The sequence below is a fragment of the Spongisporangium articulatum genome, from assembly GCF_044465595.1.
GTDB lineage: Bacteria > Actinomycetota > Actinomycetes > Actinomycetales > Kineosporiaceae > Spongisporangium > Spongisporangium articulatum.
On sequence record NZ_JBITLV010000007.1, the window covers coordinates 274486 to 287775 of the forward strand.

Annotated in this window: 13 protein-coding genes; 8 read left to right on the top strand and 5 right to left on the bottom strand. The window is 74.7% G+C overall.

Translation table 11 applies throughout. The features are described 5' to 3' along the window. Nucleotides 1-76 precede the first annotated feature (76 nt). On the top strand, nucleotides 77-541 hold the full coding sequence (locus tag ACIB24_RS20410) for a hypothetical protein (protein WP_398284025.1): 465 nt from the start codon (nucleotides 77-79) through the stop codon (nucleotides 539-541). Nucleotides 542-682: 141 nt separating this feature from the next. Here the strand turns inward: ACIB24_RS20410 and ACIB24_RS20415 are convergent, their stop codons facing one another. From ACIB24_RS20415 to ACIB24_RS20425, 3 genes are read right to left on the bottom strand one after another with little or no spacing between them, the layout of a single operon-like run. Then, nucleotides 683-1270 carry a pentapeptide repeat-containing protein gene (locus tag ACIB24_RS20415; RefSeq protein ID WP_398284026.1) on the bottom strand — a complete coding sequence of 196 codons (588 nt, stop codon included), beginning with the start codon at nucleotides 1268-1270 and terminating at the stop codon, nucleotides 683-685. Then, nucleotides 1267-2241 carry an o-succinylbenzoate synthase gene (locus tag ACIB24_RS20420; RefSeq protein ID WP_398284130.1) on the bottom strand — a complete coding sequence of 325 codons (975 nt, stop codon included), beginning with the start codon at nucleotides 2239-2241 and terminating at the stop codon, nucleotides 1267-1269. The genes ACIB24_RS20415 and ACIB24_RS20420 overlap by 4 nt, the downstream gene beginning before the upstream one ends. A gap of 17 nt (nucleotides 2242-2258) precedes the next feature. Then, nucleotides 2259-4808 carry a putative bifunctional diguanylate cyclase/phosphodiesterase gene (locus tag ACIB24_RS20425; RefSeq protein WP_398284027.1) on the bottom strand — a complete coding sequence of 850 codons (2550 nt, stop codon included), beginning with the start codon at nucleotides 4806-4808 and terminating at the stop codon, nucleotides 2259-2261. 74 nt (nucleotides 4809-4882) lie between these two features. Here ACIB24_RS20425 and ACIB24_RS20430 point away from each other — a divergent pair, with 74 nt between their 5' ends. The 6 genes from ACIB24_RS20430 (at nucleotide 4883) to ACIB24_RS20455 (ending at nucleotide 10532) form a co-directional block, all read left to right on the top strand. After that, nucleotides 4883-5638, top strand: a complete 756-nt coding sequence (locus ACIB24_RS20430) for a monooxygenase (RefSeq protein ID WP_398284028.1) — start codon at nucleotides 4883-4885, stop codon at nucleotides 5636-5638. 9 nt (nucleotides 5639-5647) lie between these two features. Continuing rightward, nucleotides 5648-6430: a carotenoid biosynthesis protein gene (locus ACIB24_RS20435; protein WP_398284029.1), complete on the top strand. Its 783-nt coding sequence runs from the start codon at nucleotides 5648-5650 to the stop codon at nucleotides 6428-6430. Continuing rightward, the gene (locus ACIB24_RS20440; RefSeq protein ID WP_398284030.1) at nucleotides 6427-7545 is read left to right on the top strand and encodes a glycosyltransferase; all 1119 of its coding nucleotides are present in this window, start codon (nucleotides 6427-6429) and stop codon (nucleotides 7543-7545) included. Before ACIB24_RS20435 ends, ACIB24_RS20440 begins: the two co-directional genes overlap by 4 nt. Nucleotides 7546-7567: 22 nt before the next feature. Next, nucleotides 7568-9100: a phytoene desaturase family protein gene (locus ACIB24_RS20445; RefSeq protein ID WP_398284031.1), complete on the top strand. Its 1533-nt coding sequence runs from the start codon at nucleotides 7568-7570 to the stop codon at nucleotides 9098-9100. A 122-nt stretch (nucleotides 9101-9222) separates the two neighbouring features. After that, a complete protein-coding gene (locus tag ACIB24_RS20450) occupies nucleotides 9223-10005 on the top strand; it encodes a hypothetical protein (protein ID WP_398284032.1) in 783 nt (260 codons plus the stop codon). Further along, entirely contained in the window at nucleotides 10002-10532 is a 531-nt protein-coding gene (locus ACIB24_RS20455) for a hypothetical protein (RefSeq protein ID WP_398284033.1), read from the top strand. The genes ACIB24_RS20450 and ACIB24_RS20455 overlap by 4 nt, the downstream gene beginning before the upstream one ends. Nucleotides 10533-10581: 49 nt before the next feature. Here the strand turns inward: ACIB24_RS20455 and ACIB24_RS20460 are convergent, their stop codons facing one another. Both ACIB24_RS20460 and metF read right to left on the bottom strand, forming a co-directional pair. Further along, the gene (locus tag ACIB24_RS20460; protein WP_398284034.1) at nucleotides 10582-11214 is read right to left on the bottom strand and encodes a CDP-alcohol phosphatidyltransferase family protein; all 633 of its coding nucleotides are present in this window, start codon (nucleotides 11212-11214) and stop codon (nucleotides 10582-10584) included. Nucleotides 11215-11223: 9 nt separating this feature from the next. After that, nucleotides 11224-12153 carry a methylenetetrahydrofolate reductase [NAD(P)H] gene (gene metF, locus ACIB24_RS20465; protein ID WP_398284035.1) on the bottom strand — a complete coding sequence of 310 codons (930 nt, stop codon included), beginning with the start codon at nucleotides 12151-12153 and terminating at the stop codon, nucleotides 11224-11226. A gap of 42 nt (nucleotides 12154-12195) precedes the next feature. Between metF and ACIB24_RS20470 the strand changes: the two genes are divergently transcribed. Next, nucleotides 12196-13290, top strand: a complete 1095-nt coding sequence (locus ACIB24_RS20470) for a polyprenyl synthetase family protein (RefSeq protein WP_398284036.1) — start codon at nucleotides 12196-12198, stop codon at nucleotides 13288-13290.

Below are 13290 nucleotides of genomic sequence, written 5' to 3' on the forward strand. Positions count from 1 at the left end.
GATCGCGGCCCCTGGGAGGGCGCAGAACTACCCCACAACCACCCGCTGTCCGGCCCTCCACCCGCAGAATGTCCCGGTGACCCGCGTGAACGGCCGCTCGCCGCTGGCCGTGCCGAAGCACACGAGGAACCTGGGCCACGGAGGGATCTGGTCGCCGCGCCGGTGGGACCGCCCCAGCTTCTGGTTCGTCCTGGCCCTGAGTCTCGTCGCCCTGCTCGTCGGTGGGGTCGCCGCCGCGGCCCTCTTCGACTCCCCCGTGACCGGCACCGTCGTCCGGTGCGATTTCCGCCCCTCCACCGGCCGCTACTCGATGAACCACACGGTCTGCCGGACGCGGTGGTCCTCCGGCGGCCGCCAGCACGAGGACGACGTCGAAGTGCCGCACTGGATCGAGCCGGGCGGCACGGTGCCGCTCCAGGTCGACGGGGAGTACGCCACCGAACGGCACGAGAGCGCGACCATGGCGCTACTCCTGATCCCGGGCATCCTCGGCCTGCTGAGCCTCGTGCTGTTCGGCTACCCGCCGCGGCGGCGGTCATGACACGGGCGGCGCAGTCGAGCCCATGAGCCCCCGAGCAGTCGTCGATCACTGATCGGGGTAGTTCCGACCCCCTGGGAGGGCGCAGAACTACCCCACTGTCCGACGGCCGGCAGTGATGCCAATTGGCGTTCAGAGCAAAGCTCAGTCGACGGTGATGCCGAGATGGGCGGCCAGGGCCGGCGCGAGCGACATCAGCTGACCCGTATTGATCACCGCTCCGCGCAGGCGGTCGAACCCGGCGGCGATCTCCACCGAGGCACCGCGCAGGTCGACCGCCGACAGCCGGGCGTCGGTCAGGTCGAGCCGTTCGACCCGGCAGCCCGGGAACCGCAGACCGGACAGGCGGGCCGAGCCGAAGGTCACCTCGCGTAGCGTGCAGTCCTCGAAAACCACCGTGTCCAGAGCACTCTGGCGCAGGTTGACGACCTCGAGCAGGCACCCGCGCAGGGTCACGTTCCGCCACGTCGACACCGACAGGTCGACCCCCGACAGCGCGCAGTCCTCCAGCGTGACGCGGGTCAACTGGGCCCGCATCAGCTTCGCCGTGACCAGGCGCAGGCCGGACAGACCGCCACCGCGCCAGATCGTCCGGGACAGGTCGGCGCCGGCCGCGGACCCACCCGAGAACGAGCAGTCGACGAACGACGCCCCCGCCAGCGTCGCGCCGTCCAGAACCGATCCGGGCAGCGCCAGGTCCTCGTGCCAGGCCTCCGCCTCCAGCTCGCTCACGGGGCATCCAGAAGGGATGCGACCCGCTCGAGGCGCGCCGTCCACCAGGCCCGGCGCCCGTCGTCCGACGTGAGCGCCGCGGCCAGCGACGCGGCCGTCGGCACGGGCGCGGCGACCGACAACGCACCCCCCAAGGGCCGCAGCGACGCTTCGGCCGGGACGGAGTCCCGCGCGAACAGCGACACCGTGCCCAAACCGCACGCGAACGGCAACGACGGCAGGGCCGCGGCGAGCGCGACCGACGCGGCCAGCCCGACGCTCGACTCCAGCGCCGACGACACCACGACCGGCAGCCCGCAGGCCTCCGCCACGGCCAGGGCGGCCGAGACCCCGCCCAGGGGCAGGCATTTGATCACCGCGACATCGGCGGCCCCGGCCAGCGCCACCGTCAACGGGTCGGATGCCAGCCGGATCGACTCGTCCGCCGCGACCGGCACCGACACCGACCGGCGCACGGCGGCCAGCTCCTCGACCGAGGCGCACGGCTGCTCGACGTACTCCAGCCCGCCCGCGGCGTCGTCCAGCACCGTGACCGCCTCGACCGCGCCGGCGACCGACCACGCCCCGTTGGCGTCGACCCGCACCGCACCGGCCGCCCCCAGGGCCGCGCGCACGGCGGCGACCCGCGCGACGTCGTCCGCGAGCGTCTGCCCGGGGTCGGCGACCTTCACCTTCGCGGTCGCGCAGCCCGAGGCCCGCACCAGCTCGGCGGCCCGGGCCGGCGCAACCGCGGGCACGATGCAGTTCACCGGGACGACGTCGCGCACCGGGGCGGGCCAGCCCACCGTGGCGGCCTCCAGGGCACCGGCCAACCACGGCACGCACGCCGCGTCGGAGTACTCGGGGAACGGGCAGAACTCGCCCCAGCCGGCGGGCCCGCGCAGCAGCACGCCCTCGCGGACGTCGGTACGCCGGAACCGTTCGGTCAGCGGGAGCGCGTAGACCCCCACCACCTCGACGTCGTCCAGCACACCCACGACACCGCAGGTTAGACCGCGGGCAGCAGGTCCGCGGTCGAGGCCCAGCGACGCAACTGGTCCGGCACCATCGGCCGGCCCAACAGGTGGCCCTGGATCAGCGGGCAGTCCATCGCGCGCAGCTGCTTGAGCTGCTCGGAGGTCTCCACACCCTCGGCGACCAGACCGAGGTGGAGCGTCGCGGCCATGTCGACCATCAGCCGCACCAGCGAGCGACCGCGTTCGGTGCCCAGGTCGACGATGAACGAACGGTCCATCTTCAGCACGTCCACCGGCAGCTTCTGCAGGTGCGCGACGGAGGTGAACCCGGTGCCGAAGTCGTCGACGGCGACCCGCACGCCGAGCCGGCGCAGCTGCTCGAGATGGTCGGCGGCGAGCAGGAAGTCGTCGAGCAGCACGGTCTCGGTGATCTCCACCACCAGGCGCGCCGGGTCCAGCCCGGAGCTGTCGAGAGCCTCCTGCACATCGCCCACGACACCGGGGTCGAGCAGATGCCGGCCGGACAGGTTCACCGACAGGTACGCGCCCTTCAGCAGGCCGTCGGCCTGCCAGCGGGCCATCTGCCGGGCGGCCTCCTTGAACACCCAGCGATCGAGTTCGACCACCAGCGTGGAGGTCTCGGCGATCCCGACGAACGTCGTGGGCGGCACCTCGCCGAGCTCCGGGTCGACCCACCGGCACAGTGCCTCGAGCCCGGCCACCCGGCCCGACGTGTCGGTGATCGGCTGGTACACGAGTCGCAGGTCGCCGCGCTCCATGGCCGCGGACAGCGCCGACTCGACGCTGGAGCGGTAGGCCAACTGGCGGCGCAGGGCCTCGTCGAACACGTCGATCCGGTTGCCACCGCCGGCCTTGGCCCGGCGCACCGCAGCCTCGGCGTCCCGCATCAGCTCCGCCGGGGTGGCCAGGCCGTCGAGGGTGATGCCGATCCCGACGCTGCCCCCCACCGACACCGGGGCCGCACCGGCGCCGGCCACCGCCGGCCCCGGCCCGGAGATCGGCTGGACGCTCGTCGTCGCGATGGTCTCGACGACCCGCTCGGCCAGTTCCACCGCCTCGGCGATCCCGTCGACCTCGGCGATCACCACGAACTCGTCGGCGCCGAGCCGGGCGACGATGTCGCCGCCCCGCACCGAGGCGGCGATCCGCCCGGCCACCTGGCGCAGCACCTCGTCGCCGGTCGCGTGCCCGAAGGTCGCGTTCACCCGGTTCAGCCCGTCGAGGTCGATGCTGAGCACGGCCAGCCCACCTCCGACCCGGTGCACGCGGGCCACACCCTGCTCCAGCGCGACGATCGCCGACGACCGGTTCAGCAGGCCGCTGAGCCGGTCGTGGGTCGACTCGTGACGCAGCTGGCTCTCGAGTTCGGCGCGCGCCTCGAGCGAGCGGGTCAGCCGCCGCACGGACGTCTTCAGGTTCGCCCCGATCCGCCCGGACCCGGTGCGCTTCAGGGACTCGTGCTCGACCTCCCCCGCGGCGAGTGCGGCCAGCTGGTCCCCGACCAGCGTCACGTTGTCGGCCAGGTCGTCGAAGGCGTCCGTCACCATGGCGATCTCGGCCGGGGCCGGGGCGTGGGTCCGCAGCACGGCCAGGTCACCGTCCTGCATCCGGCGGGCCCGGTCGGCGACCCGGCGCAGCGGGCGGGTCACGCTGCGGGCCAGCAGCAGGGCGGCCAGGGCCATCCCGATGCCGACCAGCAGGACCTGCAGCAGGGCCAGGTAGAAGGCGTGGCCGTTGCGGGCGCGCAACTGCGCGGCGTCGCGGGCCACCTGGGCCGCGGCGAGGTTGATGACCTCGGCGTGCAGGCGGTCGCGTTCGCCGTCCTCGACCTCCAGGGCGGCCGTCGTCTGCATCACCTGCCGGGCGGTGAGCGGGCCGGGCGTCTCGCCGTCGACGACCGCGTTCAGGGTGCGCATCGCCGAGGAACTGCTCATCCGCTTCCAGTAGTCCTGCACCGAGGGACCGCCGAAGGCCACGACGGTGTCGCCGAAGGCGGTGTAGCGCGCCTGGTACTCCAGCAGGACGGCCCGTTCGCCGTCGGTGATCCGGTGGCCGCCCATCACGGCTCGGGCCGCGACCGACAGGCGGGCCTGCAGCGACGCGGCCTGGTACGCGGCCTGCAGGGCCATCACCTGGCGCAGCACGCCCGAGGTGTGGGCCAGCCCGTCGCTGGTCTCCAGCAGTTCGCTGCCCAGGGTGTCCATGCTGCGCAGGACCTCGCGCTCGGACGCGATCCGGTTGGCGCCGGGCGCGAAGATCTTCTCCGTGAGCGAGGCGCGCAGCCCGGGTTCCGAGATCTGGTCCAGCGCCCGATCGATCTGGTCGCGGTTCGCGGGCCACGCCAGGCCGCTGGACAGCACGTACGCCAGCCCCCCGACGCTGGACAGCTCCTCCGCCTGGGCCTGCACGTCCTCGGCCTGCTCCAGCACCGAGTACTGGCCGTAGGCGACCCGCGCGCTGACCGCCCCGAAGGCCGCCACGGGCACCAGCAGGAGCACGGTCAGGCGCACGGTGAGCCGCGTCCCGCGCAGGCGGGCGAGGCGGATCGGCGGACCTGGCACGACTTCTTCTCGGCCCCCGCGGACGGTGAGTTGACCGGCGTCGGTGCGGGGCGACGTCCCTCTAGGCTGTCCGGGTGACGGCGAGCGCCGAGGGTGACCACGGACCGGGCCCCGCCCCGGCGGTCGTCGACCTGACGATCTGGGGCGTTCCCCCCGGATCGGTCCCCGGCGCCCTGGCCCGGATGGCGCGGCACCGCCGCCCGCTGGCCGCCGCACCGGGCCTGCGCTTCGCGAAGCTGCTCGGCACCGGCCGCGGGGCCCGGTTCACGCCGCGCGACGCGGACCCCCGGCACTGGGCGCTGCTCAGCGTCTGGGACGGCGAGCGTGCGGCCGACGCCTTCCGCGCCGGCCGGGTGCACCGCAGCTGGGACGACGTCAGCTCCGAACGCCTGGACGTCCGGCTCGCGCCGGTGACCAGCCGGGGGTCCTGGGCGGGGCGGCAGCCGTTCGGGCCGCTCGCGCTCGCGGACGTGCCCCGCGAGGACGGCGGCCCGGTCGCCGCGATCACCCGGGCCCGGCTGCGGCCGGTACGGGCGCTGTCGTTCTGGCGGGCGGTGCCACCCGTCGCCGTGGCGTTGCACGCGGCGCCGGGAGTGCTGCTGGCGATCGGGATCGGCGAGGCGCCGGTCGGGCTGCAGGGCACGTTCAGCCTGTGGGAGTCGGGGCGGGCGATGCGGGAGTTCGCCTACCGCGGGGCCGCGCACGCCGAGGCGATCCGGCGGAGCGGCCCGTCGCGCTGGTACGCCGAGGAACTGTTCGCCCGGTTCGCGGTGCGGCGCGTCGAGGGCACGTACGCAGGGCGACGGGTGAGCGTCGGGGGTGGCTCCTAGACTTCCGGGATGACTTCGGCGGCGCTGGCGGTGGCAGGGGTGGTCGCGCAGATCGCGTACCCACTGCTGTCCGGTCCGGCGTTGACGGCGGCGACGGTGGCCGGGGTGGTGCTGTTCGCGGCGGCCGGGCTGGCGCACGCGACGTCGGTCGCCGGCCTCACGCGGGCGGCGGCGGTGTTCGCGCTGGCCTGGGTGGCGACGGGGCTGGTCGAGGCGGTCGGGGTGACGAGCGGTCTCCCGTTCGGCGCGTACGAGTACGCGGGCGACGGGCGGCTCGGGCCGCAGTTGCTCGGGGTTCCCGTGCTGGTGCCGGTGGCGTGGTCGATGCTCGCCTACCCGGCGCTGCTCCTGGCCCGCCGGCTGGGCACCGGTCGCGCGGCCCGCGCCCTGCTGGGCGGGGGCACTCTGACCGGGTGGGACCTGTTCCTCGACCCGCAGATGGTGGCGGCCGGGCACTGGCGGTGGCTGTCCATCTCGGGCGGGGCCCATGGCCTGCCGGGCGTGGCCGACGTGCCGGTGACCAACTACCTGGGTTGGTTCGCGGTGGGCTCCGCACTGACCCTGGCGCTCGATGCGGTGCTGCCGGAGAACCCCTCCGCGACGGGCGATCTCGCGCCGGCCCTGGTGCTTGGCTGGACGTGGCTGGGTTCGACCGTGGGCAACCTGACCTTCTTCGACCGCCCGGCGGTGGCGGCCTACGGGTTCGTCGGGCTGGGGCTGTTCGTGCTGCCGTACCTGCGTTCGCTGACCCCCGGACCGCAGGCCCGGGCCCTGGCGGAGGTGACCCGATGAAGGTGTGGCGGGCGGCGACCCGGGCGGGCAGCCTGGCGGCGGTCGCGTTGACGGTGCACTCGGTGCTCAACGTGCGCAAGCTGCGCGTGCCGTCGGACGAGCCGGACGCCGTGACCGAGCGCGTCAGCGTGCTGCTGCCGGTGCGCGACGAGGCGCAGCGGGTCGGCCCCTGCCTGACGTCGCTGCTGGAGCAGGTCGCGGTGCCGGACCTGGAGATCCTGGTGCTGGACGACGGTTCCAGCGACGGCACCGCCGACCTGGTGCGCCAGGTGGCCGGTGCCGATCCGCGTGTGCGGGTGCTGCAGGGGCGTGACCTGCCGCCCGGGTGGTCGGGCAAGCCGCACGCCTGCGCCCAGCTCGCCGAGCAGGCGAGCGGTGACGTGCTGGTGTTCGTGGACGCCGACGTCCGGCTCGCCCCGCACGCCGTGGCGGCCGCGGTCGGGTTGCTGCGTGGCGCGGGCCTCGACCTGGTGTCGCCGTACCCGCGGCAGCTGGCTCTGACCGCCGGTGAGCGGCTGGTGCAGCCGCTGCTGCAGTGGTCGTACCTGACGACGCTGCCGCTCGACGTGGCCGAGTCGTCCCCGAACCCGGCGCTGTCCGCCGCGAACGGGCAGTTCCTGGTGGTCGACGCGGCGGCCTACCGGGCGGCCGGCGGGCACGCGGCCGTGCGCGACGCGGTGCTGGACGACCTGGCCCTGGTCCGGCGGGTGAAGGCGGCCGGTGGCCGGGGCGGGATGGTCGACGGCACCCGCCTGGCGACCTGCCGGATGTACGAGAGCTGGCCGCAGCTGCGCGACGGGTACGGGAAGTCGTTGTGGTCGGCGTTCGGGTCCCCGGCCGGTGCCGCGGCCGTGATGACCGGGCTGGGGCTGGTCTACGTGATGCCGCCGCTGGCCGCGCTCACCGGCTCGTGGGTCGGGTTCGGCGGGTACGCGGCGGCCGTGGCCGGGCGGTACCTGGTGGCCGAGCGGACCGGGGGCCGGTCGTTGCCCGACTCGCTGGCCCACCCGGCCTCGGTCGTGGCGCTGGGCTGGCTGACGGCCCGTTCGATCGCCGAGCACCGGGCCGGGCGGCTGGCCTGGCGGGGCCGCGCCGTCGGCACCCCGGTGCGCTGAGCGTTCCCGGAGCGGCTCGGTCGTGGCGCGGGTAGCGGTGGTCGGTGCGGGTCTGGGCGGGTTGGCCGCCGCCGCCCGACTGGGCACCCTCGGGCACTCCGTAACCGTCTTCGAGCAGGCCGAGACCATCGGCGGGAAGCTGGGTTTCGTCTCCCGGGACGGTTTCGGGTTCGACACCGGGCCGAGCCTGTTGACGCTGCCGGCGACGTACCGTGACCTGTTCCTGAAGACCGGCCGGCCGCTGGAGAAGGTGCTCGACCTGCAGCCGGTCGACCCGGCCTGCCACTACCGGTTCGGCTCCAGTTCTGGTGCGGCACTCGAACTCGACCTGCCGAACGTGTCGACGTCGCGGATCGCCGCGGCCTGGGACGACGCTCTGGGGCCGGGGGCGGGGGCCGACTGGAACGCCTTCCTGCAGCGCGCGGCCCGCATCTGGGATCTGACCCGTGAGCCGTTCCTGGAGTCGCCCCTCCAGGGGCTGGGCACCCTGCTGCGCCTGGCCCGGCCGGGTGACGTGCGCACCGTCGCCCCCTTCACCTCGCTGCGGCAGCTGGGCGCGAAGTACCTGAAACACCCTGCGCAGCGCCAGTTCCTGGACCGCTACGCGACGTACACCGGCTCCGACCCACGCCGGGCCCCGGCCGCGCTGGCCACGGTGCCGTTCGTCGAGCAGCGGTTCGGTGCCTGGTACGTGCCGGGCGGGTTACGGCGGCTGGGCGAGGCCGTGCACGCGCGAGCGCTCGAGCGGAAGGTGGAGGTGCGCACGTCGGCCCGGGTCACGCGGGTCTCGACGGCGGGCGGTCGCGTCGACGGGGTGTTCGTGGGGGACGAGTTCGTCCCCGCCGACGTGGTGGTGGCCAACGCCGACGCGGCCCAGGTGTACGACGACCTGCTCGCCGGCGACCGGTCGGCACGCGCGGCCCGGCGACGGGCCGGACGGGCCACGCCGTCGCTGTCGGGGTTCGTCCTGCTGCTGGCGTTGCGCGGCCGCACGCCCGGGCTGCGGCACCACACGGTGCTGTTCGGCGACGACTACCCGACCGCCTACGACGCCGAGTTCGACGCCGTCTTCGGCACCGGCCCGTTCGCGGGCGCCCCCCGACCGGTCCCGGACCCCACGGTGTACGTGAGCGCCCCCGACGACCCGGCCCTGCGCCCCGACGACGACCACGAAGCCCTCTTCGTCCTGGTGAACGCCCCCCGCCACAGCCCCGACGGCGGGCCGGCCGGGGTCGACTGGCGGGCGCCGGGGCTGGCGGAGCGGTACGCGGACGACGTGCTGGCCGTGATGGCCAGGCGGGGTCTCGACGTCCGCGGCCGGGTGCTGTGGCGCGAGATCCGCACCCCCGCCGACCTCGAGGCCGCGACCCTGTCCCGCGGCGGGTCGATCTACGGGACCAGCAGCAACGGACCGCGCGCCGCGTTCCTGCGGCCGGCCAACCGCGGCCCGGTCGACGGGTTGTTCCTGGTCGGCGGGTCCGCGCACCCCGGCGGCGGGCTGCCGCTGGTGGCGCTGTCGGCGGCGATCGTGGCCGACCTCGTCGGCCCGGCCTGACCACACCTCTTCCCGTTGATCATGCACGAACGCAGGATCGGGATTCTGGACAGAGCGGACATCTCGACCTGCGGGTGATCGAGTTCGGGTCAAGGATCGATGCCGACCTGAGGAGGTACGCCATGGATCCCATCTACTGGCTGGTCGTTCTGGTCGTCGCCCTGGTCGCGATCGGCGTCCTGCTGCTCGTGACGCGGCAGAGACAGCGGCAGCAGCTGCAGCACCGGTTCGGACCCGAGTACGACCGGGCCGTCGAGCGCACCGGTGACCCGCGGGCCGCCGAACGCGAACTGCGGGACGTCGCCCAGCGGCGCGACGCGCTGGACATCCACGAACTGGACGAGGACTCCCGGCAACGCTGGACCCGCGACTGGGGAGCCGTGCAGACCTACTTCGTCGACTCCCCGGCCGAGGCCGTCGCGTCGGCGTCGGCGCTGGTCACGTCCGTGATGCGGGAGCGCGGCTACCCGGTCGACGACTTCGACGAGCGAGCCGCCCTCGTGGCCGCCGACCACCCGGACGTCGTCCAGCACTACCGGGACGCACAGGCGGCCTACGACCGGCACCGCGAGTCCGGACTGGGCGACACCGAGGACCTGCGGCAGTCCTTCGTGCACTACCGCGCGTTGTTCGTGGCCCTCGTGCACCCCAGCGACGACACCCGCGAGACCCCCGCGACCACGGTCCGCGGCGACGCGGTCCGTGACGATTCGGTCCGCGACGATTCGGTCCGCGGCGACGCGGTCGGCGAGCCGGTGCCCGACCGGACGGACCGACTCACGGACCGGCGCCCTGACGAGCAAGTGGATGGCCGGACGGACGACCGGCTGGACGAGCAACCCGACCGGGTGAACCTGACGACGGCCGAGGAACGGGCCGAGGCGAGGCGGGAGGCCGACCGATGAGCGAACGTGACGAGACCCTGACCCGGCCCGGTGTCGACGAGCCCGACGTCGTCGTCACGCACGACGGTTCGGCAACCGAGGACTCCCCCGTCCTGCTCGGCCGCGACGAGGACCCCGTGGTCGACGTGGACGACACCGGCGCGGTCACCACGGTCTCCACGACCGCCGCCGAGCCGCACAGCGACGAGCCGGACAGCGACGAGCCGGACACTTCAGCACCGGTCGCCGAGGAGCCCGTCACCGAGGAGCCGGTCGTCGCAGAGCCGGAGGGCGCCGCGGAGCCGGACGTGCCCGAACCGGCCGACCTGCCCGCGCTGCCCGACCCGGGGCCCTGGGCCGACCTGCAGGGCCGGTTCGTGGACGATCCGGCGGGCTGCGTCCAGGAGGCTTCGGAGCTCGTGGACCAGGCGATCCAGTCGCTGCGCGACTCGCTGCCCGGCACCGGATCGGCCGGCGGTGACACCGAGTCGCTGCGGCAGGCGTTCCGCCGCTACCGCGCCGTGCACGAGGCCCTGACCCGCGCCTGACCGCTCAAGATCACCGCTGGTGCCCGCCGAATGCGAGTGAGACTCGCACTCACCGGGCGCTGGCGGTGATCTTGGCCAGGAGCTGGACCAACCCCGCGGCCGCCAGCAGCAGCGACGTCCACGCGCCCGCGGAGGCCCACCACCCGGCGTCCGCCAGCACCCCGAGACCGGCCGCGACCAGGAACATCACCGTCACGATCACGCGCGTCGGGCGCTCCGACACCGTGACCCCGAGCCGTAGCCTCCGGCGCCGCGCGACCACCCGCACCCCCTCGTGCGCGAACCCGACGGCCACCGCCGTCCCGCACACCCAGCCGGGAGCGCCCGCGGCGGCCAGCCCGACGCCGAGCAGGAGATCCCCGACCCGGTCGCACGCGGCGTCCACCAGCGCCCCGCGCCGGCCGGCCCGTCCGGCGACGAGCGCGACCGCGCCGTCCACCCCGTCGCAGACGCCGCCCGCCGCGATCAGCAGCCCCCCGAGCGCGGGCCACCGGCCGGCCGCGAACGCACCGCCACCGATCAGCGCCACTCCCAGAACGCTTATCGCAGAAGGAGATACGCCGAGCCGAGTCAGCGGGCGAGCCACCCGGTAGGCCGCCCGCAACCACCCCGCGACCAGCCGGGAGGGCACGACCCCGTGCCCCACCGACCAGCCGACGAGGTACTCGTCCCGGGTCAGCATCGGAACGGCTCAGACCCGGGCGGCGAGCCCCAGCCGCTCGTACACCTCGAGCGTCGCCGTGGACCGGTTCATCGTGTAGAAGTGCAGCCCCGGCGCGCCGCCCTCGAGCAGCGCCGAGCCGAGCTCGGTGGCCACGTCGACGCCCACGGCGCGCACCGCGGCCGGGTCGTCGGCGACGGCGTGCAACCGCTCGATCAGCTGGGCGGGCATGTCCGCCCCGGACAGCTCGGCCATCCGCTGGATCGACTTCACGCTGGTCACGGGCATGATCCCGGGCAGGATCGGGATGTCGCAGCCCAGCGCGGCGACCCGGTCGACGAGCCGGAAGTAGTCGTCGGGCGTGAAGAAGAACTGGGTGACGGCGAACTGGGCCCCCGCCTCGGCCTTCAGGGCCAGAACGCGCGCGTCGGCGTCCAGGTCGGTGCTGGCCGGGTGCACGTCGGGGAACGCCGCGACGCCCACCCCGAAGGACCCGAGCTCACGCGCCAGCCGGACCAGTTCGACCGCGTAGTTCAGGCCGTCGGGGTGCGGCGTCCACGGGGCGCGCGGGCCCTCCTTCGGGTCCCCGCGCAGCGCCATGATGTTGCGCACCCCGGCGTCGGCGTACTCGCCGATCACCCGGCGCAGTTCGCTGCGGGAGGCCCCGACGCAGGTCAGGTGCCCGACCGGGGTGAGGGTGGTGGTCTGCGCGAGCTGCTGCGTGATGCGGACCGTCCGGTCGCGGGTGGACCCGCCGGCGCCGTAGGTGACCGACACGAAGGTGGGCGCCAAGGGCTCGAGCACGCGGATGGTCTGCCAGAAGACCGCCTCGGCCGCGTCGTCCCGCGGGGGCCCGAACTCGAACGAGATCGACGGGCGGCCGGTGGCGCGCAGCTCCGCGAGGGCAGCGGGCAGGCTGCCGGGGGCGGAGCCTGTCGGGTCACCGGTCGGGGCGGGCATGCTCACAGGGTAAAGGGTGGGTCCCGCCCGTAGGCTGTGGCCGTGACCACCGCCCCCTCCCCCGTTGACTCGCCTGTCGACCGGGAGGCGCTGCGCGCCCGGGTGGACGCCGAGCTCGACCGGTTCCTGACCGCCCAGCGGGCGGTGCTGGCGGGGGTCGACCCGCAGGTCGGGGAGCTGGTGGACGCCGTCGAGCTGCTGATGCGGGGCGGCAAGCGGTTGCGCGCGGCGTTCGCGTACTGGGGCTGGCGGGCCGCCGGGGGTGACGCCGCCGAGCCGGGGGCGGTGCGGGCCGCCGCGGCACTCGAGCTGTTCCAGGCGGCCGCCCTCATCCACGACGACCTGATGGACGGCTCGGACACCCGCCGCGGGATGCCCGCCGTGCACAAGCGGTTCGAGGCGCTGCACGACGAGAACGGCTGGCAGGGCCGTGCGGAACGCTTCGGGCTGGCCGGCGGGCTGCTCGTCGGGGACATGGCGCTGGCCTGGTCGGAGGAGCTGTTCGCCGGCCACGGGCTCGACGCCGGACGCTCCGCGGGGGGCCGCGAGACCTTCGACCGGATGCGCACCGAGCTGCTGGCCGGGCAGTACCTCGACGTGCTGGCCGCGTCGGTACCGCTGGCCGACCCGGCCGAGATCACCCGCCGGGCGCGGCACGTGATCCGGTTCAAGAGCGCCAAGTACTCGGTCGAGGCGCCGCTGCTGATCGGGGCCGGGCTGGCGGGCGGGGACGACGTGGTGCGGGAGACGCTGTCGGCGTTCGGCCTCGCCGTGGGCGAGGCGTTCCAGCTGCGCGACGACGTCCTCGGGGTGTTCGGCGACCCCGCCGCGACCGGCAAGCCGGCCGGGGATGACCTGCGCGAGGGCAAGCGCACCGTGCTGATCGGGCTGACCCTGGAGGCGGCCACCCCCGCCCAGGCCGCACTGGTCGACAAGCTGCTCGGCGACCCGGAGCTCACGGGCGACGACGTCGAGGCGCTGCGCGCGGTGATCGTCGAGACCGGGGCGCTGGACGACGTCGAGCGCTCGATCGCGGGCCTCGCCGACGCCGCGCTGGCCCGGGTGGAGGGCCTGCCCGAACCGGCGCGCGGGGTGCTGCGGGCCCTGGCCGAGGCCGCGACCGCGCGGGCGCACTGA